The organism is Methylobacterium sp. UNC378MF, from assembly GCF_900103195.1.
GTDB lineage: Bacteria > Pseudomonadota > Alphaproteobacteria > Rhizobiales > Beijerinckiaceae > Methylobacterium.
This window is the reverse complement of sequence record NZ_FMWU01000019.1, coordinates 116,366-137,570: the sequence shown is the minus strand read 5'-3', so window position 1 is coordinate 137,570 and position 21,205 is coordinate 116,366. Positions and strand designations below refer to the sequence as shown.

20 protein-coding genes are annotated in these 21,205 nt (G+C 64.2%); 10 read left to right on the top strand and 10 right to left on the bottom strand.

What is annotated here, in order from left to right:
- Positions 1–68 precede the first annotated feature (68 nt).
- Together BLT59_RS20310 and BLT59_RS20305 are read right to left on the bottom strand one after the other, a co-directional pair.
- Positions 69–827: an SDR family oxidoreductase gene (locus tag BLT59_RS20310; protein ID WP_091784522.1), complete on the bottom strand. Its 759-nt coding sequence runs from the start codon at positions 825–827 to the stop codon at positions 69–71.
- Positions 828–844: 17 nt separating this feature from the next.
- Positions 845–2,059: an ABC transporter substrate-binding protein gene (locus BLT59_RS20305; RefSeq protein ID WP_091784519.1), complete on the bottom strand. Its 1,215-nt coding sequence runs from the start codon at positions 2,057–2,059 to the stop codon at positions 845–847.
- A gap of 1,263 nt (positions 2,060–3,322) precedes the next feature.
- Here BLT59_RS20305 and BLT59_RS20295 point away from each other — a divergent pair.
- On the top strand, positions 3,323–4,666 hold the full coding sequence (locus BLT59_RS20295; protein ID WP_091784513.1) for an O-antigen ligase family protein: 1,344 nt from the start codon (positions 3,323–3,325) through the stop codon (positions 4,664–4,666).
- Here BLT59_RS20295 and BLT59_RS31400 read toward each other — a convergent pair.
- Positions 4,657–4,797, bottom strand: coding sequence for a hypothetical protein (locus BLT59_RS31400; RefSeq protein WP_175544075.1), 141 nt, complete (start codon positions 4,795–4,797; stop codon positions 4,657–4,659). The two genes, BLT59_RS20295 and BLT59_RS31400, sit on opposite strands and share 10 nt — an antisense overlap.
- A gap of 39 nt (positions 4,798–4,836) precedes the next feature.
- On the opposite strand from BLT59_RS31400, the gene BLT59_RS20290 reads away from it, so the two are divergent.
- The 3 genes from BLT59_RS20290 (at position 4,837) to BLT59_RS20280 (ending at position 8,569) form a co-directional block, all read left to right on the top strand.
- Complete coding sequence (locus tag BLT59_RS20290) at positions 4,837–5,646, top strand: FkbM family methyltransferase (RefSeq protein ID WP_175544074.1); 810 nt, start codon at positions 4,837–4,839, stop codon at positions 5,644–5,646.
- 393 nt (positions 5,647–6,039) lie between these two features.
- On the top strand, positions 6,040–7,131 hold the full coding sequence (locus tag BLT59_RS20285; protein WP_139174076.1) for an acyltransferase family protein: 1,092 nt from the start codon (positions 6,040–6,042) through the stop codon (positions 7,129–7,131).
- A gap of 91 nt (positions 7,132–7,222) precedes the next feature.
- Complete coding sequence (locus tag BLT59_RS20280) at positions 7,223–8,569, top strand: family 16 glycosylhydrolase (protein ID WP_175544073.1); 1,347 nt, start codon at positions 7,223–7,225, stop codon at positions 8,567–8,569.
- Positions 8,570–8,656: 87 nt separating this feature from the next.
- On the opposite strand, the gene BLT59_RS20275 is transcribed toward BLT59_RS20280, so the two are convergent.
- Positions 8,657–9,718 carry a glycosyltransferase family 4 protein gene (locus tag BLT59_RS20275; protein WP_091784500.1) on the bottom strand — a complete coding sequence of 354 codons (1,062 nt, stop codon included), beginning with the start codon at positions 9,716–9,718 and terminating at the stop codon, positions 8,657–8,659.
- Positions 9,719–10,422: 704 nt separating this feature from the next.
- On the opposite strand from BLT59_RS20275, the gene BLT59_RS20270 reads away from it, so the two are divergent.
- Positions 10,423–10,737: a hypothetical protein gene (locus BLT59_RS20270; protein WP_091784497.1), complete on the top strand. Its 315-nt coding sequence runs from the start codon at positions 10,423–10,425 to the stop codon at positions 10,735–10,737.
- A gap of 42 nt (positions 10,738–10,779) precedes the next feature.
- On the opposite strand, the gene BLT59_RS20265 is transcribed toward BLT59_RS20270, so the two are convergent.
- Entirely contained in the window at positions 10,780–11,178 is a 399-nt protein-coding gene (locus tag BLT59_RS20265; RefSeq protein WP_091784494.1) for an acyl-CoA thioesterase, read from the bottom strand.
- A 27-nt stretch (positions 11,179–11,205) separates the two neighbouring features.
- A complete protein-coding gene (locus BLT59_RS20260) occupies positions 11,206–11,880 on the bottom strand; it encodes an HAD family hydrolase (RefSeq protein ID WP_091784562.1) in 675 nt (224 codons plus the stop codon).
- Between the two features lie 372 nt (positions 11,881–12,252).
- Between BLT59_RS20260 and BLT59_RS20255 the strand changes: the two genes are divergently transcribed.
- The 5 genes from BLT59_RS20255 (at position 12,253) to BLT59_RS20230 (ending at position 17,415) form a co-directional block, all read left to right on the top strand.
- Positions 12,253–12,477, top strand: coding sequence for a hypothetical protein (locus BLT59_RS20255; protein ID WP_244514067.1), 225 nt, complete (start codon positions 12,253–12,255; stop codon positions 12,475–12,477).
- 408 nt (positions 12,478–12,885) lie between these two features.
- Positions 12,886–13,062, top strand: a complete 177-nt coding sequence (locus BLT59_RS31395) for a hypothetical protein (RefSeq protein WP_175544072.1) — start codon at positions 12,886–12,888, stop codon at positions 13,060–13,062.
- A gap of 713 nt (positions 13,063–13,775) precedes the next feature.
- Positions 13,776–14,711 (top strand): hypothetical protein, encoded by a 936-nt coding sequence (locus tag BLT59_RS20245; RefSeq protein ID WP_244514066.1) that lies wholly within the window; start codon positions 13,776–13,778, stop codon positions 14,709–14,711.
- Positions 14,712–14,756: 45 nt separating this feature from the next.
- The gene (locus tag BLT59_RS20240) at positions 14,757–15,860 is read left to right on the top strand and encodes a TAXI family TRAP transporter solute-binding subunit (protein WP_091784488.1); all 1,104 of its coding nucleotides are present in this window, start codon (positions 14,757–14,759) and stop codon (positions 15,858–15,860) included.
- A gap of 841 nt (positions 15,861–16,701) precedes the next feature.
- Positions 16,702–17,415 (top strand): hypothetical protein, encoded by a 714-nt coding sequence (locus BLT59_RS20230; protein ID WP_091784483.1) that lies wholly within the window; start codon positions 16,702–16,704, stop codon positions 17,413–17,415.
- Here the strand turns inward: BLT59_RS20230 and BLT59_RS20225 are convergent.
- Genes BLT59_RS20225 through BLT59_RS20210 form a run of 4 tightly spaced genes read right to left on the bottom strand, consistent with a single transcriptional unit; the run spans position 17,345 to position 21,020 of the window.
- Positions 17,345–17,626, bottom strand: coding sequence for a response regulator transcription factor (locus tag BLT59_RS20225; RefSeq protein WP_244514065.1), 282 nt, complete (start codon positions 17,624–17,626; stop codon positions 17,345–17,347). The genes BLT59_RS20230 and BLT59_RS20225 overlap by 71 nt on opposite strands.
- A gap of 42 nt (positions 17,627–17,668) precedes the next feature.
- Positions 17,669–18,889, bottom strand: a complete 1,221-nt coding sequence (locus tag BLT59_RS20220) for an ABC transporter permease (protein ID WP_091784480.1) — start codon at positions 18,887–18,889, stop codon at positions 17,669–17,671.
- Entirely contained in the window at positions 18,886–19,590 is a 705-nt protein-coding gene (locus tag BLT59_RS20215) for an ABC transporter ATP-binding protein (protein ID WP_091784477.1), read from the bottom strand. Before BLT59_RS20215 ends, BLT59_RS20220 begins: the two co-directional genes overlap by 4 nt.
- A gap of 2 nt (positions 19,591–19,592) precedes the next feature.
- Positions 19,593–21,020, bottom strand: coding sequence for an efflux RND transporter periplasmic adaptor subunit (locus BLT59_RS20210; RefSeq protein WP_244514064.1), 1,428 nt, complete (start codon positions 21,018–21,020; stop codon positions 19,593–19,595).
- Positions 21,021–21,205 lie beyond the last annotated feature (185 nt).

The window sequence follows — 21,205 nt, the reverse complement described above, 5'->3', positions numbered from 1 at the left end:
CGGCCTCGATCGCCGGTGCGCGAACCGTCAATCGAGGGCCATTGTCAAAGAGGCCTCAGCGGCTTTCCTTAGAGCCCGACGCCTTCGAGATAGCCGCGGTTCCACGTGGGGCTGATCAGGATCTCATTGACACACACCGTCGCCGGCAAGCGGGCGACGAACAGGATCGTTTCGGCGAGATCCTCCGCTTGCAGCATCCGGCCCTTGTCCTCGGTCGTCACGGGAACCGGCCGTTTGTCGAGGAGGGGCGTCGCGACCTCGCCGGGGCAGATGCAGCAGGACCGGATGCCATACCCGCATTCTTCCTGGTTCAAGCTCTCCGAGAGCGCTACCAGCCCATGCTTGGCCGCGGAATATGCGGGTCCCGTCAGCTTGGAGACGTAGCGTCCGGCCCACGAGGAGACGTGGATAATCAGACCGCTTCGCTGGGTGCGCATCGTCGGCAGCGCCGCCCGCGACGCGTAGAATGGACCGTTGAGGTTGACTCCGACCACGGAGTCGATGCCCGACGGAGTGACCTCGCTCCAACTCCGCTGAGGCACGTTAAGACCCGCCGAGTTCACCAGCAGATCGCAGCGCCCGTAGGCGGTGTAAACCGCCTCCCAGGCCTGCTCGACCTGGAGGGCCACGCCCATGTCGGCGGGGGCGACCAGGGCTTGCCCGCCCGCTGCGCGGACGAGGTCCGCGGTACGCTCGAGGGGCTCCCGTCCCCGACCCGTCAGCGCGAGCCGCATCCCGGCCTTCGCCAGCGACATAGCGGCGGCCTGTCCAATGCCGGACCCGGCTCCCGTCACCCAGGCGACCTGCCCCGCAATATCACGCATCATGTCGATTGACCCTGTCTCTACGGCTTGCCGACGAGCGGGCAGCCACCCTCTGCGAGAGGCCGGAAGGCCTGCTCGGCGGGGATCGTGTCGAGGAGCCTGTAGAGGTCCCACGTGCCCTTCGACTCTGACGGCGCCTTCACCTCGAACAGGTACATCGGGTGGATCTTGCGCCCGTCCGCCCGGACCACGCCCTTGCCGAACAGCGGGTCATCCGTCGGGTTGGCTTTCATCCAAGCCATCGTCGCCTGCGGGTCCACCGACTTGGTCGCCGCTACCGCCTTCAGGTAGTGCAGGAGCCCTGCGTACACACCCGCGTGGTTCATCGTCGGCATGCTGTTGCCGTTGCGCGGATAGAAGCGTTCGGAGAATGCTCGTGTCCCCGGGTTGAGATCCCAATAGAACGACTCCGTCAGCACCAGTCCCTGCGCGGTCTGCAGGCCGATCGCATGGACGTCGACGGCGTAGACCAGCAGGGCGGCGAGCTTCTGACCACCGTCGGTCAGACCGAACTCATGCGCTTGCTTGACCGCGTTGATCGTGTCGCCGCCTGCGTTGGCCAAGCCCACCACCTTCGCGCCCGAAGCCTGCGCCTGCAGCAGGAACGAGGAGAAATCAGTGGCTGGGAACGGGACCCGGGCTGCGCCCAGGACCCGTCCGCCTCCCGCGTCGATCACGGCAGTGGCCTCGTTCTGCAGCGAGAGGCCGAAGGCGTAGTCGGCGGTGAGGAAGTACCACGTGTCGCCCCCACGCTTGAGCATGGCGCCGGCAGTGCCGTGCGCCAGGGCATAGGTGTCGTAGGTCCACTGGATCGTGTTCGGCGAGCACTGCTTGCCCGTGAGTTCCGTAGTCCCGGCCCCGGAATCGATGAAGACTTTGTTCTTCTCGCGCGTGACTTGGCTGACCGCAAGAGCGACCGAGGAGGTCGGCACGTCGAGGATCGCGTCTACGCCGTCGCGGTCGTACCACTGGCGGGCGACGGCGGCGCCGACATCAGGCTTGTTCTGGTGGTCGGCCGAGACGATCTCGACCTGCACGTCTGAGTTTGACTTGACGAAATCCTCGACCGCCATCTGCGCGGCAAGAACGGAGCCTTTGCCGCCGGTATCCGCGTAGACGCCGGACATGTCATTGAGGACGCCGACCTTGACGTGGATCGGCTGGGCGGAAGCGGCGCCGATCATGGCGGCGAAGCTGATCGCGGCTGTAAGGATGCAGCATTGGATCAACGCCATGACAGGCCGTCCTCCCAGACAAGTTATTGTTCAGGGTAGGAGGACACGCTTGGCTTCCCAGCGTCAAGCGCCGGCCCGCAGCGAGGTGCGGCGCAGGGGAAACGCAGCGGTGAGAGCAAGCCAGTGACGTGAGCGGGCACTATGATGCGGTCTGAGCCGGTCGCAACTTCGGTGAGGCCGAAGGCCACCGACTGGCCGGGACGGGCGCAAAGCGGCTGGCTGAATCTGGCCGTACGCGGCCGGTCTACTTCGGAGCAAGGCTGTCGGAAAAGCGGACAATCCTGTAGCGAATGTAGCACCTGCCGCGAGCATGAAGGCCGTTAAGGCGGGAACGGCAGCGTCCAGATGCGATCCCGTCAGGTCTCTTGTGAGGACGTCGCCGACGGACGCACCGGGAGGGGACATGCCCGTTCCCCATACGGTCCCCCCGCGCCCGGTCGAGCAGATACGGCGCGCTGGTCATGCTCTCCATGCCGCGGACGACGGCGGCGCTCACGCTGCCGGCGCGCAGGGCGCGTGGGTGAACATGGCGGCCTTCATGCCCGGGCCGCAGATCCTATTGACCATCGTCAGGCCTAGGGACATCGGCAGCACGGCGCCCAGGGCCCGCTCGGCGGGCGGGCGGCGAAGGCGACTGCCGATCAACTCATTTTTCCAGGTGTGATCAGGCTGCCCGAAGCCAAGCGCGGCTTCATCCCGTTGCGACACCGCTATGGGCAGTCGAGCGCCTCAGCCTGGGTGGCACGCTCTCGACGCTCGGCCCGCGACTGCGAACGCTTGCCCGCCGCCGGGGCCGGCCTGCGCCCCATCGCCTTTAGGGTCCTGCACCGACTCAGGGCTGTAGACTTCGCAGCAGTCTGCATCGGCCTTTAGGTGTTCTGGCGCGCACAACAAATGGCGGCCGCTTAACCGGGTGCGGCGGGATGAACTGCCGCCCTCAACACCGATGGCACCTGCGACGGCAGAAATGCATCCAGCATCTTTGCGCCAGCGCCTCTGAACACGTCGATGCGGGGTCGGCCGCGTTTCAAGGGCCGGAGCAACGACGGTCGGATCCGTCTTAGCAGTCGAGCGCCGATGTGGCGGGCCGACATCGTCAAGCCAGCCATCGGGTCCTCCCGGTCCCCTCCCGCTCGCCGGTGAAACTCGGCACCGCCCTTTGAGGTACGCGACCCGTATTGCGGCGGTTTCCGTTTCGCGACTCCATCACTCCGACGATCAGATCGTGGCGTTGGACAGCACGGTGGGAGACACGGAGCAGCAATGGCCATGCGGCTTATCGCGTCCGGATTGGAATATTCCGGACCTGCACGAGGGGCGGGCGTCACATACGATCCACCGTTCGGGTGTGCGGATGCCCTCGCAGTCGTCTTCCTGTGCGCCTGCTACGCGGACAGCACCCTCCTCGGAATCCTGTCAGGCGAACGGTATGTGTGGTTCGCCGTCGACGTCGTGGCGGTGTTCACGGTCCTGGGCCGCCTGTCTCGGCTTAACGACTGCCTGATCGCAAACCCCTGGCTAACTGCGTGGCCGGTGCTGGCCATGATCTCAGCGCTCTGGTCGCTCACCCCTGCCGTCTCGTTCTATCACGGCCTGCAGTTGTTGATGACTATCGTTGCGGGCTATGTCTTTCAACTATACTTTGGCCAATCCCGCCTATTGAAGATCCTATTCTGGGCTCTCGTCGCTGCACAGATCTTATCGGCCGTATCGGAATTCGCGTTTCATCGCGGCGCGATTAGCGGCGCAGGTGTGTGGTTCGGCATCTACACCCATAAGAACGTGCTCGGCGGCATGATGGCACTCAGCGCTATCTGCGCCGCCTGCTTGTTCTTGGACGGGTGGAATCGCCCGCTCACAGGCGTGTCATTTATCGGTTCGCTCACCATCCTCTACCTGTCGCACTCCACCACCGCTCAAGTTGCAACCCTAGTGGGACTATGTCCGCTCATCGTTACTGCAGTCTGGCGGAGAGGATCTGTGTTCACAGGCTTCGTGGTCGGGCTTGCAGTCGCCTTAGGGAGCGCTGGGCTGGCTTATGTTGTCCTGCACAGCGATGCGATCGGTCAGCGGTTTTTGGAGGACACGGGCAAAGATCGAACCTTAAGCGGACGGACCCTTCTCTGGCAGTTCGCGTCTGACCAATTCTGGAGGGACCCGTGGTTCGGAGTTGGCTACAAGGCTTATTGGGAGAGCACCTCGACCCCCGTCGAGTATCTCCGATACTCAATCGGCCAGAAACTCTGGTTTTTTCACAACAACTTCTATGACGTGGCGGTCGCGTTCGGCTTGGCAGGACTGATACTTTTCGGATTGGGCCTTGCCGCTTGTCTCAAGCGAGCCTGCGCAACAGCATTGAAGGGCCAGTCTTACGCCGAAGTGTTCCCTCTGAGTTTCTGCTTCTCTCTCGCCGTCTCGATCAATCTGGAGAACGCGCTTTTCCAGAATCATAGCTTCAGCCAATTTCTGCTCGCAGCGCTCATCCCGGTGACGGCAAGAGGAATCAACTCAACGACCGGAAGCTATGATGAAAGTGAGAGCTATTCCGAGACGGACGTTTCAGTCTCGTCTGATTTTTCCCTCACTGCTCATCGAACTCAATTTTGATTCGGTTCGAAACGTTGCTGATTACCGTCAAGCGGCAGGCCTTCGGACAGCGTTGCATCAAAAATCAACGGCAAGACGATATGCATCTTGTATATTCCGTGAAAAAACATCGCCATTGAATGACTATCCATGGGCAAGCGTTTCCTAGTTCGCCAAATGTCGGAGGCCCTATGTTAAAGAAGCAACTGATGCCGAGCGCGGTCTCACTGTTCTCGCTGCCTGGCTTGACTTCATTTCCGAGAATATTGGAAAACATTGGGACCGCCCTCCAATCGAAAAGAGGTGGGGGCTTCGATGCCGATTGGCAGGAGGTCGAAAACGCGGTCAGCTTCATATCGTCTGATCAGCCGATTATTTTTGACATTGGAGGAAATGTTGGAAATTGGTCGCACCGCATCTTCGAGCGACTCACAACGATGGGTTCGTCTGCGAAAATATTCATCTTCGAACCGCAGCCTCAATGTTGGCCGGTCATCAACGCCATGAAATTGGAAAATTGCGAGCTGATACGACAGGCCGTAGGAGATACCGAAGGAGCCATGGATCTATACCAAGGTGAGAACAGCGAGGTGGCGTCCGCCTACAATAGATCAGATTTTGCCGGAGTTACCGATATCATCAAAGTCGATGTTACCACCATTGACGCTTTTCGCGCCCGCAATAAGTTAGATTTTATCGATTACATTAAAATGGATATTGAAGGTCACGAATTGAAAGCCGTCCTAGGAGCCATCGATAGTCTGAAAACTGGCAAAATCGGAGCGATATCTTTCGAATTTGGGCCAGCCAATGTCAATTCACGAACTTTCTTTATCGATTTTTTTGTCTTTTTCAATAATCTTGGCATGGACCTGTACAGGATGGGACACGACGGAGTGCCGATCTTAATCACGACCTATGACCGAGGGGCCGAGTATTTCAGCGGCGTCGCAAATTACATTGCAAGCTTCAGCCGTCCGGCAAAGTGGAGAGAGCCGTAATCTCCGAGGGTGTATTGATAAAAGGTCCGGTTTCTGCCCGTCCAAATGTTCGGTGAATACAGAATTTCGACACGAAGCGAAATCGCGATTCATGCTCGGAACTTTCGAAAATCCAACTCATCGCCCGCGGCGGAACGGAACCCGGTGCTTCTACGCCCGAAGGATGTTCAGGATGGAACACCGATGACCTTCGTGGCGAAATTCGCAACTCGTGCTTTTACCCAGGACACAATTGACTTCATCAAGACAATCGGTCGCCCGTGTCGGGCGGCGGACTGCTATCGAGATGTGCTTTAGGACGAAGGCGCATCCCATTCTCTAAGTCAATCGGCTAAGGTGCTTCCGCTGCCGAACGCGACGATCTGTAGGGTGAGCCTGGAGAGCGCCTCCCACATGTCTCACAGCTTCGTCTCGGTGTACGGAACGGAACCCGTTCCAGCGGCGGTCGCCACGCCGACGACCAGCCTGCGACCAGCGCGCCTGCCGGCTCTTCAGATCCTTCGGTTCGTCGCGGCCTTCCTTGTCGTTCTGTTTCACGTTGGCAGCGGGCTGTCGGTGGAGGCGGGCGGGGCGTCGAACCCATTCAATGATGGGGTCATCGGTGTCGACATCTTCTTCGTCCTGAGCGGCTTCATCATCGCGTATACGGCCGAACCGGCGCGCGGGATCAGCCATTTCGCAGTCCGCCGTGTCGCCCGGGTCGTGCCGCTCTACTGGCTGCTCACCACCGGCGTGGTCTTCGTCACCCTGATGGCTCCGGCGCTCGTGAACGGCACCACAGTGTCGACCGAAAAGATTATCCGGTCCTATCTCTTCATACCGTATCAGAAAGACAACGGCCTTGTTCAGCCGCTACTCTTCCTGGGGTGGACACTCTGCTATGAGATGTATTTCTACGCCTTGTTCTGCCTGTGCCTGAGTGCCGGCCGACATGCCGCCTGGATTGCCTGTGCACTTCTCTCGCTGATCGTCCTCGTCGGCTGGATACGGCCCGAGGGAGGCACGCTGTGGCACTTCTACACGAACCCGATGATCCTTGAGTTCGCTTTCGGCCTCGCGCTGTCGCAGATCTACGCGATCGGGCTGCCGATCGATCGGGGACGTCCGGCGCTCGCCGCCCTCTTGGCGATCGGCGCCCTCCTGCTTTACCTGCTGGATCTCGACCTGCCCTCGGTGATCAAGCACGGCTTCGTCGCGACGCTCATCGTGGCATCATGCCTGTCGCTGCCGCCCATGAGCGGGCGCTTGGTGGCCAATTTGATCCTGCTCGGGGACGCGTCGTACGCGCTCTATCTGAGCCATCCTTACTTCGTTCAGGCGTCGATCAAGATCGCCGCACCGCGCGTCGGCGCGGAGTTCGCCCTGCTGGCCGTCGGCATCGGGGTGGGCTTGGCAATCGCCATCGCGGTGGTCCTGCATCGTGTGGTCGAACGACCGGCGCAGAGCTTCATCCTGAAGCGGTTCGCCCGCACGCGGGCCGGGTGACGGCCTCGCGATGTGTCCGGCACGCCTTCAATCACGTCGCGGGGCGGGCCCCGCGATGAGCCGAGACTCTCACCAGCACGCAGGACAGGCCATGAGGCAAAGCCCGCTGTTTTCCAGTTCGACGCACGCGTCTCCAAACCGCCGCGCGATGCTCGCTCTACTGGCAGCCGGCGCGACGGCGGCTCGGATTCCAGCCGTCGGCGCCGCGACCGGATCGGCGCCGAACGACCTGCCGACCTACACGGTCCATGACGCGCGCATAGGCCCGAACGGCCGGACAGCCACCGTGGCGATCCGTCGGGGGGGACCGAGTGCGTATTCGTGCTGCCTCCGTTTCGAGATCGACAGTGGCGCATCGCCTCAGTCCGGCGCCTTCGTGTTCGAGTACGATGTCGATGAAATCCTCATTTCGGTAAGCTTGCCGAATCCGGGCGCGGGCGCGAGCATCCGGATCCAGCCTTTCGTGACCTATGACTTCCGTCCTGTTATCGCGAAGGGGGCAGCCCGGATCGGGCCGGATGCCTTGGACCCGTCACCATTGGCGCCTGGAGCGACCGCGCGAGCCTGGAACGCGCCGAAGCCGAGACCCGTCGCCAAGGGGTGGACGCGCGACTTCCACAGCGACCTCGTCAGGGACTTCGTCTGCACCGCCACCGGCGTCGACCGAGACGGCCGCCCCTGCTTCACGAACAGCCTTCCGAGCGGCCGGGCGCAGTTCACCAATGCTGAAGTGGGCCTCTATTCGGATCCAAGGCTGCACGGCACCGCACCGCTGCAGATGCTCGACGGGCGGCGCCTTCTCGTCCCGGAGCGCCTTCCGCACCCCATCGTGCTCACGCAGGGAGGCCATAGCAAGCGGTGCACGCATTCCACTCCGCTCGTCTCGACCGAACACAATGGTCGGCTAGGCTATGGCCGGTTCGCCTATCGCTTCGCGCTCCTGAACATGCAGCAGGGCTGCTGGCCGGCGGGCTGGCAATTGTGTCTTCCGCATTATCGCTGGCCGAATTGTGAGCAGGACACGGTCGAGATCTCGTTCAACCAGCCCGATCCCGTATCCGTCCTTCCCTACCAGACCAACTGGTGGGGCGCAGCCGGAACCGGTGGTTCCAAGGAAGGGCAGTTCGTCGATATCGAGCGGCTTCTGCCCAACTTCCGGTACGACGAACCCCACACGTATTGGTCCGAATGGACACCGGAACGCATGGCCTTCGGGATCGACGAGACTCTCACCTTCTCGGTTCCAAACCGATTCTATCTGACAAACCCGGCCGATCCGGGGGATCCGAATCGCGTCTTCATGATGCTTCAGATCGCGCTGGGCGGAGCAGGCGGCAATACAGAGAAAGGCCTCTATCCGACGGCTCCCAGCAAATGGGCTCCGGGAGCACCGGCCATGCTCGTCGAGCACATGGCACACTACGCCATGCCGATCTGACGGGGACAACCGCGGCTAGGGACACCGGCGACGCGGGACGCCCGCGGCGCCGTCGTTTGGTCGGGCGCACCGTCGCGCGCGTCGCGGTCAGCGGGCTTCGAGCCTGAACCGCGCGTCACCGACCTCCTGTGCCGTGAGCGCACGCTCGTAGAGGCCGTCCCAATATGCATTCGCCTCCTGTGCGCCGAAGAGACGCTCGGCATCGGATCGCGCGTGGCGCCGCATGTCATAGAGCTCGTCAGGCCGTTCGATCAGCCGCTCGATCTCCAGGATCGCCACTTGCGCCATCCGTTCGATCTCCCCCTCGACCAGACTCTCGTAAGCCCGACTACCGCGGTCGGGATGCGCGATATGGATCCACTCGCCGTTCGGCGCCGTGTCGAGATCGAGCAGAAGACCGTTCTGGCGGTGCACGATGAACTCAGGCAACGCACCCTGTCGCGTAGCGAGTACCGGCGTGCCGTGGATCATCGACTCGATGGCACTGTAGCCGAACGTGTCGCAGAACGTCGCGAGGAGCGAAACATGCGAGCGGCGAAACAGAGCATGGACCTCAACGTTCGATAGAGTGGCGTGCCAGCGAACGTTCGGAAGCTTCAATGCGGCGCGGTAGCGATCGTAGAAGTGATCGTTCAGGGGATCAGTCCAGACGCCGCGACCTACCTGCAGCGAACTCACGATCTCGACCTGCACTGGCAGCTTCTTTTGAAGGGCCAGTTCGGCCATCCTGACCGCGACGCATCCCCCCTTTCGCGCGAAATGGTTGCCGACGAATGAGACGACGAACGGAGCCCGGCCGACCGGTTCGGGCCGAGCGGCCTCGGCAGGAATTTCGATATTCGGGTACCGGACGGACAGCTTTCCGTAGAGTATATCCCGCATCGCACTATTCTGGTGCGTTTCCTTGAAGATTTCTCTCGCATAATTTGAAATCGCGATGATGCCCCGGCAGCGCGGGGATGCCAGCATTCGCGAGAGAACGCCGTAATAGTGGCTGGTCTCTAAGCCGAATCCCCGGGGCATGTGAGACTCGAAGCCGATGACGAAGGGCGCATGGCCGAGAGGGATCCGGTTGAAGGCGTGAATGAGGTCGAAGCGCCGCGGCGGCCAAGGGCTGAAGGCCGTGATCCCCTCGATGCCTTGATGCACCCAGTTCAGCGGAAGGAAATTTCGGTTCTCGATCCTGTGCCGCGACCGCCGTGGCCCATTGAAGCGCCATGGATAGCGCGTGGGAGCGAGGATTTGGAGGGGTCGCTGTAACGTCACCGAACCGTCCTTCAACCACCCAGAAGAACGCGGCACCCTGCATAGCTAGGGCGATCCCGCGAGAAATCGTGCGCCGATCCTGATCGCGCGCAGTCCAATGGCCCGCTGATGCAAGGACGGAACTGGAAACGCTGCAAGGCCTGTCGCCTACCTAGAAAGACGCAGCCGCCGGCGACCGCAGAGGCCTGCCGGTCCCGGACCGGGCGCCGCATTCCGACGCGAGTGGGCGTGCGCCCGGCCGAACGGTGACTTGATGATCGAATCCTGGCTCACGCTTGATGTGCGCCCCTCGAGGAGACGCGTCTGCCCGGCCGGTCCGTCTCCCCAGAGTGCACAAGGTGTTGCAAGCGGCCGCAGAATGGCGCGGCGCGTCCTGTTCCATAAACTGCTCTTGTCGGAATAGCTCGGCCTTGCCGGAACGATGAATGCCGGATGTCCTCGGTCGCGGATGTGTCGCCGGTTGATCCGTAGATCAGGCAACCGCTCGTATAGACGAACCGCTTGGTCGTGCCGCGGAGCGCGCCGATGATCGCGCGCACCGCGGCCTCGTCGTAGGCCGCCGTGTTCAGGTCGCCAGGCGAGGCAGCATGGACAACGGCATCGCCTCCTTAAGCTGCGTCGGCGACGCCGGCCACATCAGGGAGGTCACCTCGAACGACCGCGAAGCCCGCGCCATCCACCTTGGCCGCGCTCGCCTCCGAGTGGGCGGCCCCGATGACTTTCTGGCTGCCCGCCCTTCAGACGGCGAGCCACGGCGCCCCAATCAACCCCGTCCCGAGGCGGCGCGGACGAGGCTGCTGGCCGATCACAGGGATGACCTTGAGCATGAAGAAATGGCCATCCTCATGGCCGAGCTCGATCTGGAAGAGCAGCAAATCAGGGTTGCGATGGACGAGAGATAGCGGCTGTCTCGATCAGCATGCCACCAGGATATGAGCGCTGGCCTAACTCTGGTCTATTCGGCGCAGAGAACGAGGTCTGCCGTCATCGTCCAGAGCCACGTAGGTGAGCACGCCTTCGGTGACCTTCTCCGGATGGCGGCCGCTTCGTTCCCGGACCCACGTCTCGACTTTGACCGCCAGTGACGTCTCACCCGCTTCGTGCAGCGTACAATAGCAGCTGACCTCATCGCCGACTGAGATTGGGCGCAGGAAGCGCATGGCATCGATGCTGACCGTGACGACGCGACCCTCAGCGCGCTGGGCGACGAAGGTGCCCCCGGCGAGATCCATCTGCGACACGGTCCAACCGCCGAAGATGGCGCCACTCGCGTTCGTATCGCGTGGCATTGCGACAGTGCGCAGGTGCGGACCACCAGGGACGTCCGGGATTTGGTCGCTCATCAGCCGCACATCCCCTCGTCGGCGCGCTTAGGTCTGTGAGCCGGCCAATGGTGAACCCTCGTAGTGGGCGAGCAGGTCTGCCGGATCCCGGTACGTCGCGATGCAGCCCGCCTGCGTCAGCTCCTCGGCCGACCAGCCGCCACTGAGCAGCCCGATTGTGCGCACACCGGCCTTTCTCGCAGCCTCGGCATCGTACGGGGTATCACCGATGACGATGGCGTCGGTCGGCGCAATCCCGTTGAGCCGCTTCAGAGCCGCCTGGAAGATGTCCGGGTTCGGCTTGCTCTCCTCGGCATCATCCGATGAGGTTTCGGTGCCGATGAGATCGTCGATGTCGGCAATTTTCTTGTACGTCTGAAGTTCGTCCTGCTTGGCAGAGGACGCGAGCGCCAGCTGCTTTCCGTCGGCCTGCAGGCGCTCGATGAGCGCACGCACCTGCGGAAGGCCCTGGATGGTCGGTAGGTAGCGCTCCTTCAGGATCTTGGCGCGGTGCTTCTCCAGCGCCTCACCTTTCTCGTCCAGCTCGTCCCCTGACAGGAAGACTGGGAGCAGCTGATCGCCTCCTTTGCCAATCTGGCGGCGGATGTCCTCGAACGGGATGTCATGACCGAAATCCTGAAAGGCGTCCTGCCAAGCTCTCGCATGCTGGGGAACGGAGTCGATCAGAGTTCCGTCTACGTCGAAGATCACAGCCTTGAGCATCAACATGCCTTCCTCGCTCTTTGGGGAAGTGGCCGATCGATGTCCCTGTTCCCCCTCCGCGATCCGTCGAGCAACTTTGGATTCCTCGATGCGGCGTAGGTCGCCCGCGCCCGAGGGAAGAGGGACTGCCGTCGCCGCCGGGCATCAAGGGTCGTCATCGTTCAGCTGCGGTCGAACGCTTCTCGAAGATCGGTCCGTCAGGCGCGGACTGCGCCGACTTCATCACACCTCCACCTCATCATCCCTGGCCATGCCGGGCGACGCACCGCCGCAACAAAGATGGCTCGGGCCGGATTGGCCTCAACATCCAGGCTGCCTGCGCATCGGCACGCGTCCTCCGACGACCTTCGACGAACATGGATCGGACCCCGTATGAGCCTCGGATCGGCCCTTGGCCTGAGCTCGGGCAAGAAGGTTTGCTACGCCTTCGTCGCGCTCGGTGACATCGCTCAGGAGGCCATGCTGCCGGCAGTCAAGCACACCGGCAACTCGGAGGTGGTTGCATTCGTCACGAGCGACCCCGAGAGGGCCCGCCGCATCGGCGAGCAATACGGCATGACCGATAGCTACGGCTACGAGCGAGGCGGGTGGAAATGAGGAGGCCGGTTGAGGCCCTCATGTCACCCCGAAGCGCCAGGCCCTGGATCTGGAGGCCGGGGGTGACATGACGGCGTTTAGAGGCGTAATCACACATTGGGCGAAGCCGTAAATCCTGTATTTCACAGCCATTTTCGTGAGGGATGTAAATGATATCATCTGCATTTATTACATAGCCGCGATTGCGACTCGATCTCCTAGGCCGTAAGCCGAGGGAGCCGCTGCACTCCGGCTCCGGTAGATGATCGGGTGTCAGCGCGTGCAGCCTCCCGATGCACTTCGCCTGAACGCCCGGTCGGCGGTTGATCCGAAGCAGCGCCGCTCTGCGGTATACTGGCCGATTGAGGTAGCACCGGACCGTCAAAGGCCGTGCTACACTTATCGGAACTTCGAGCTTGGGAGGGGTCGATGAAGGTGTTCCAAATCCGTCAGAGCGCCACAGGCACGATTCTCTGGACCGGCTCAGCGGCCGATCCGTTGGCCGCCCTCGATGCCATGGCCCACGCGGCGGGCTATTATGATCACAGCGATATGCCTGACCACTTGTGGGTCGGCTGCCTACACGTCGCGGAGATCCGCGCCTAGCACGTCGTGACTGCGGCCCGGCCGCCCTAGTCTCCGGTCGTCAAGGCGTCAGTGATCAGAAGGTTGACCAAGGCATCTCGCCTTGCTCGTCGCATCACGATGTGGGCGGCCGCTTGGGTATCCAAGGGATGACCTCCCTGACCACCTCACCAGCGCTCTTGAAGGTCTGGTCCGCTTTCGCTTCCGAGGACTCACCCCGAACATCGGTGAACAGCTCACACGCTAGCCGGCCGGGCTCCTCATCTGAGCGCTTCTGGCCCGGCCGGTCCGTCATGGGTGTACGCCCCAGACGCATCGGCCGCTCGGCCCCGCCCCGATCTGCCCACGAGGCGGGGGAGCGCCCGATCTCACGAGCGCGAGCCGATACGCAACGCAGCTCGGCCGAATCGAGATCGCGGAGCACCGCGTCGTTGTTTATTGCGAACCGTCCAGTTTTGACTTCTTGGACAACTCGGATTTCCCATTGCGGTGCTTTCAATGAGAGCACATTGACCGCATCAATCGGGTTGATAGCAATCAAGACCATTGACGCAATCTGAATAGTGCTATATTCGGCGCATATATCTAACGGAACGCGCCCGCCAGGAGTGCATCCGATGGGAACGTGCTGCCGAAATAGAGCTACATGTGCGCTGGCCGCGCTAGTGATTGCTCTGGCATACTCGCCTCTGGCATCCGCGCAGGATGCGGGCAGCAACCATCTTACCGATAGTGTGGCATCAAGCGCCAGGAACGATATAGATCCCGCGCCGAGCGAAGAGCCTGATCTATCGATCATCAGCCACGATGTGGTTGGAGAGTTCGGCACCGCCGTCCCATTAGACATCAAGCTTGTCCTTACGAGAACGGTCGTTGTCGAAGGGATCAGGTTGCTTGGATTGCCCCTGGGCGCGACGATCAGCGACGCTACCAACACGTTCTCGCCATCGGAAGACAAGGACGATGCCGACATTCGCACCTGGGATATCTCGAAACTTCAGATCACGTACAAGGACAGGCGCAACCAAAATGTCCCGCTTACAGTCGCGGCGATCTGGAAATTTGGGACAGGCGGCCACTTAGAGGTGACGACCAGCCGCTTCAATGTCAGCTTTGTTCAAGGAAATCGGGATCGTATGACTGTTAACGGCGGTGAACTCAGCAGCTCAAAACGGCCTACCGTCCAGATCCACGAGACAACCCCTTCCACCCAACGTCTCGTCGCCACAGTCAGTCGCGACGCCTCGATCTCCGGTGTTCTCGCGGCGGACGGACGTGCTGGGCCTCTTGAGGGCTCCGAGACAGGCAAGCGCCCGGCAGTTCCGGCGGCTGTGGAGGGGAAACCTGGCGCTGACGTGAAGGCAGTCGTCCTTCCGCGACCTCCGGCCTCACCGCAGCGAACATCGCGCGTTGATCCGCTTGTCGAGCGGGCAAAGGGGCTGATCCGGCTCGGTGACATCAGTGGTGCGCGGCTTCTGCTGGAGCGCGCTCGCACACGCAACGCGCCGAACGCGACCTTTCTTCTAGCGCAGACGTGGGACCCAGCCATGCTGCGGAGCTGGAAGGTGCGTGGCCTGCAGCCGGACCCGGCCCTCGCCAGAAGCCTGTATGCGATGGCCACGGCTGAGGAGGGACCGGAAGAGCGGATACTCGCTGCGACGAGCCGTTGAGAACAAGCCCTGAGGACAGACGAATGATCGTTGGGGGACGCATAAATGCCGAGGCCTGCCCAATTCGCCGCTTTTCTCTGGCTTGCCACCGTAATGTCTGGTCCTGCCGCATGGGCCTTGGATACGAGGCGCGCCGACGCCGGCCTCGAAACGGAGGCTGCCCTGGGCGAGCGGATGAACGCCAATACCGTTACGGTGGTGACGGGCACACCTGGCGGGACCTACTTCCGCGTCGGAGCCGACCTCGCCTTCGCGTTGGATGACGGCGATAACCTGCGGATCCTGCCGATCCTCGGCAAGGGGGCAGGCGAGAACGCCTACGATATCCGCTTCCTGAAAGGCGTTGATCTGGGCTTCGTCCGAACCGATACGCTGGACCAGCTGAGGCAAGACAAACGGCTGAAGAATATTGAGCGGCACATCCAGTTCATCGCCAAGCTCTTCGATGACGAGTTGCACATCATCGCGCCGAAGGCGGTTCAGACGGTCGGTGATCTCAGCGGCAAGCGGGTCAGCTTCGATGTCAAAGGTAGTGGCACGGATTACAGCGGCCGGGCCATGTTCCGCGAGTTCGGAGTCACCGTAGAGGCGATCAACGTCGACCAGCCGACCGCCCTGGAAATGCTGCGCAAGGGTGAGATCGAGGCGGTCGTCTCGGTGGCGGCTAAGCCGGTGGCCTTCGTCGCAGGCTTCGAGCCGGGGGATCGCTTCCACTTCGTGAAGGCGCCCTACCCTGACACGATGAACGAGGCTTATGTACCCGCTACCCTCACGCGGGCCGACTATCCAAAGCTCGTTGGCGACGAGGCGGTGGAGACCGTCGCGGTCGGCACGATCCTCGGTGTCTACAACAGTCCGAAGGGGTCGGCCCGCTACGGGAAGCTCGTCCGCTTCGTCGACGCCTTTTTCGGCCAGTTCGACAAGCTCCTGGCTCCGCAGCGGCACCCGAAATGGCGGGAGGTCAATCTCGCGGCGTCAGTAAGCGGCTGGACCCGCTTTGGACCGGCGCAGGAATGGCTTGACCGCCACCGGGAGCGGGAGGTCGCCGCCCACCCGGATCTCGACCGTTTCTTCCAATCACAGCTCGATGGGCGCGCTGGAAAGGAAGAGATCTACCAAGCCTATTTGAAGTGGCGGCAGGCTCGGTGACTGCTGAGTTCGGCGGCGCGCTCGCGTAGACTCGGTCGTTCCGAGTCGCGCCGGATCAGCATCTGGACGGATGCGTGCAGAGACGTCGCGGGATCCTCGGATGAGGGGGCGGGCGTCCGGCCCGCCCGATTCGCGGATCGGGTCAGAGGAGCGAGGCGTGGCCGGTGAGCGCTGTCAACGAGCGCCGAAGTCTGGTTCATCCGCACTTTGTGTGGTGAGGCTGGCATCTGGCGGGTTGCCGCCCTCTGCTCACGGATCTCTGCGGGCAGACGATTCCGGACCCGGCTGGGTCGGGACGGGCGATCCGCCAATGCCTCGGGGCCGCCGCTCTGGAAGGCATCATGCCAGCGGTAGAACCGGCACGACGTCGAAGTTCCGGACGTGATGACAGTGGAGCGGACGTAGCCGCACGGCACAAGCCGTCGTACAGCCTTCCCCGAAGCGGCGGGGTCCGAGGCCGCTGTGCTCGTCACCCTCAAGCGCGGCAAGAGCCTTCAGGGCAAGCCTCGGATCACGTACTCACGGCTGATCGGCAGCAGCGTCGGTCAACAGCCGGTTCGTCGCATGGTTGTCGATCAGCGGCGCTACATAATGCCTGATCGCCGTGTCCCGCTGAGCCCGTCCCGGACGCGCCCGCGAGGCGTGTGCGACGGAGTCATGGCCTCCGCACGGGACGCACCATTTTTGCCGCACGCATCAGAATTCATCGTCCATCGGTGAGTATTCCGGTTACTAGCCTTGGTCCGGCTCGCCCCGGGCATTGACCAGGCAGCCGAGCTTCCGAACGATACCGCTTTCCCATTCGGGGTTGCACTGCTCATCGCCAGGATAGGGATCGCCCGTGCGTCGTCCAGTCCTCGTCACATTCGTCCTCGCCGTCGTCCTCGCGGCCACGGCCGCGCAGGCGCAGTCCGGCCTCGGCAACGGGATCGGCAATTCCGGCGCCGGCAACGGCAACGGCAACGGCAACGGCAGCAACAACGTGCTGGGCGCCGCCGCGGCGGCGGGCTCGTCGAGTTCGGTGAACATCGGCGGCAGCGGCAGCGGCCGGAACACCCCCGGCGTGTGGGCGCCGGGCCTCGCGGCGGCCGGGATCGAGAGCTGCCTCGGCAGCGCCAGCGCCGGCGGCGCCGGCCCAGGATTCGGTGTCACCATCGGCGGAACCCTGACCGACAAGGGCTGCAACCTGCGCCTCTATGCGCGAACCCTGTACAGCCTCGGTCACCGGGTCGCGGCGACACAGATCCTATGCAACGATCCCGACGTTGCCCTCGCCCTCGCGGTCGAGGGCGTGCCCTGCCTCGCCGGCCCCGGCGCGGAAGTGCAGCGGTCGGTGGGCTTCACGGCCCCCGCGTCCGACTACGCGGCGACGTCCGCCCTCGGCGCGGAGACCGGGCTTGAGCCAGCCCCCATGCTACCCCGCTCGCCTCCGAAGCGCCGCCGGCGCGTCCAGGCGGAGACCGGCCGGCGATCGGCGGCGCCCGCTAGCCCGCGGCCCGCGCCGCCAGGGCTCGCGGGTGCGGCGCAGGCGCCGGTGGCACCAGGTGGGGCGTGAGCAGAATCGCGATCTGGGTCCGGTTGTGGAGCCCGAACTTGCGCATGATGTTGCCGATATGCGTCTTCACGGTGTTGGCCGAGATCCCCATCTCGTAGGCGATCGAGTTATTCTTCGCGCCCGCGGCGATGTGCCGGATAATCTCCTGCTCCCGCGAGGTCAGGGTGAGGTGAGTGTCGGCGAGAGCGCCGCGCGCACAGATCTGGACCACTGTGACCTCCTTCCGGGCCGGGACACGGCCAGCGAGACGTGATCATTCCATCTTGAGGGCGTCGACCGGATCGAGCCGTGAGGCCCGGTGGGCCGGGTAGTAACCGAAGAACAGTCCGACGAGCGCCGAGAACCCCACCGCCAGCAGGATGGCCTGGGCGTCGACGACCGTCGCCCAGCCCGCTGACCGGGCGACGGTCAGCGAGATCCCGGTCCCGACGACCACTCCGACGAGGCCGCCCAGGAGGCAGAGCACCAGGGCCTCGGCCAGGAACTGCAGGCGGATGTCGGCGCCGCGCGCGCCGACCGCGCGCCGGATCCCGATCTCCCGGGTTCGCTCCGTCACCGTCACCGTCATGATGTTCATGATGCTGATGCCGCCGACCAGCAGCGACACGCCCGCCACCGAGGTCAGCAGCAGCGCGATCGTGCGCGTGGCACCCCGCTGGGCATCCATGGCGGCGGCCGGGTCGGAGACCCGAAAATCGTCCTCTTGGCCTGCGGTCATGCGGTGGCGCTGGCGCAGCAGCGCCTCGATCTCGGTGCGCGCCCGGGCCATGGCCTCGTCGGAGACCGCCTTGGCGATGATGTAGGCGACCGCGTCGCGGTTGACCCCGCTGGCGCTGCCCAGGAAGCGCAGCTTGGCGGTCTCCAGCGGGACGAACACCACGTCGTCCTGGTCGGGCCCCTTGGCGTCGAGCACGCCCACCACCTCGAACGGCACGCTCATGATGCGCACTTCGGCGCCGATCGGGTTGTCGTGCCCAAACAGCTCCTTGGCCACCACGCTGCCGAGGATCGCGACTTTGGCGGCGGTGGTCTGCTCGGTGCGGTTGAAGCTGCGCCCGCGTTCCAGAAGCCAGTCGCGCACGAGGAAGTGGCTGTTCGTGGTGCCGTTGACGACGGTGTTCCAGTTTTTGTTCTCGCGCACGATCTGCGCGCTGCCCGACAGCGACCCGGCCGCGGCGCGGACCTGCGGCACCTGCGCGAGGATCGCCTCGACGTCGCCCTCGGTCAGCGTCAGGCGCGTGCCCGCCTTGAGCCGGATCCCGTCCTTCTGCGCGGTCCCGGGATTGATCATCAGGACGTTGGCGCCCACCGCCCGGATCTGGTCGGCAACCCGGCCCTGCGCGCCGCTGCCGATTGCCAGCACCGTCACCACCGAGGCGACCCCGATGACGATGCCCAGCATCGTGAGAAAGCTGCGCATCGGGTTCAGGCGCAGCGACCGCAGCGCGACCAGGAGGGTCTGGGACAGGCTCATGCCGCCATCACCCGCCGGACGTCGCCGCGCACGTCGTCGAGGATCCGGCCATCGCGCAGGTGGATTGTGCGCGCGCACTGTGCCGCGACCGCGGCGTCATGGGTGATCATGACCACGGTCTGCCCGCCCCGGTTGAGCTGGCGGAACAGGTTGAGGATCCCGGCGCCGGTCCGGCTGTCGAGGGCGCCGGTCGGCTCATCGGCGAGCAGGACTGCCGGGTCGCCCACCAGGGCGCGGGCGATCGCCACCCGCTGCTGCTCGCCCCCGGAGAGCTGCGCGGGGAAGTGCCGCTCCCGGGCCGACATGCCCACCGATTCGAGGGCGGCGCGAGCGCGGAGGCGCCGCAGGCGCGGCGCGACCCCGGCATAGATGAGGGGCAGTTCCACGTTCTCCACCGCAGTGCTGCGCGGCAGCAGGTTGTAGGACTGGAACACGAAGCCGATCCAGTCCCGGCGCATCCGTGCCCGGGCGTCGTCGGACAGGCGCGCCGTATCCGCTCCGTCGAGGCGGATCGACCCCGAGGTCGGGCGGTCGAGCAGCCCGACCAGGTTCATCAGCGTGCTCTTGCCCGATCCGGACGGGCCCATAATGGCGACGCACTCGCCCGCCTCCACGTCGAGCGAGATGTCGCGAATTACCGGCACCGACACGGTGCCGACCTGGAACGTCCGGTGCACGGCGTCGAGGGCGAGGAGCGGCATCGTTAAAATCCCAGCCGGACGCCGAACAGGCGCCGGCCGGCCGGCGCCTCCGCCTGCCCGACTACGACCTCGCTGCCCTCGGCGAGGCGGCCGGCCGCGCGCAGGGCGACGAGGTCGGCGCTGGTGGCGCCAATCTCGACCCGCACCGGCTCCAGCCGGCCGTCGGGCGCCCGCACCCAGACGGCGGGTGCGGCCGGATCGCGGGGCGCCGTCCCCTCGGGGCTGAAGCGCAGGGCCGCCAGGGGCACCTTCAGCACGTCCGCGTCCTTGTGGATCGTCAGCTTTACCAGGGCAGTCATGCCGGGCAGGAGCAGGCCGTCGCGGTTGTCGGTCTTCAGGACGACCGTGTAGGTGACCACGTTCTGCGTCACCAGCGGCGCCTTGCGCACCTGCCGGACTACCGCCTCAAACCGGCGGCCCGGATAGGCGTCTACCCCGAAGGTCGCCCGCTGCCCCGCCGCGACCCGGCCGATGTCGGTCTCGTCGACGCGGGCATGGACCTCCATCTCGGCGAGGTTCTTGGCGATGTTGAAGGCCGTACGCACCTCCAAGCCCGCCGCCAGCGTCTGCCCCTGGTTGACGAAGCGGCCGACCACGACCCCGTCGGTGGGCGCGCGGATCACCGTGCGGTCGAGGTCGATCTCGGCGCCGCGCAGGCTCGCTTGGCGCTGGGGCACAGCGGCACGGGCCTGGGTCAGCTCGGCCTCGAGGCGCCGGACCTCCGCGACGGCGGCCTCTACCGCAAAGCCGTTGAGGTCGAGCAGGGTGCTGGCCTCGCGCGTCTGGGCCTTGCGAGCGGCGAGATCGGTCTGCGCCTCCTCCAGGGCGGCGGCCGAGGTGACCTCGCGGGAGCGCAGCGCGACCTTGCGCTCCAGGTTGCGCTCGGCCGCCAGCTGCAAGGCCTGGGCACTCTCGAGCTTGGCCTGGAGCACCGCCTTGTTGCCGCGGGCGTTGTCGAGATCGACCCGGACGCGGTCGAGCCGGGCCTGCTGGACCGTCACGCTGGCCACCGCCATCGCGAGGGCGGCGCGGTTCTCCTCGACCTTGGCGAGGAAGCTGCGCGGATCAAGCTCGGCCAGTGGCTCACCGAGCCGGACCCGGTCGTTGAAGTCGACGTACAGCTTGGCGATCTGCCCCGCGAGCTGCGAGCCGACCTCGACCGTGTCGACCGGCTGCACGGTGCCGGTGGCTGTAATGACCTGCTCTAGGGAGCCGCGCTGTACCGGGGTCGTGAGGAAGTGCCCCTCGGGCGCCGGCGTGGCGACCTTAGCGGCCCCCCTGGCATCCTCCTGAGCGGCCGCGACCGCCGGCGACCCGTGCGGGGCGGCTCTGAAGCCGCCGACCTCGGGGTTGACGTAGGAGAGCAAGGCGAAGGCGGTGACCGCCGCGAAGCCGAGCGTCATCAGGTTGTTGGGCAACCATCGCGCCACGAACCGTCCCTCCCATTATCCCGCCTCGGATGACCGGAAAACCCGCGCCTCGGGACGGCGGCCCTAGGCTCAAGCCCGAGCCATTTGCCTGTCATGTCAGTGATCGTTGCGTTTGGATATTTTCTGTGAAGCCCCACGTATCCATGTGTAGTTTCGACGCGAAGGCTCGGGTCGGAGAATGCCCG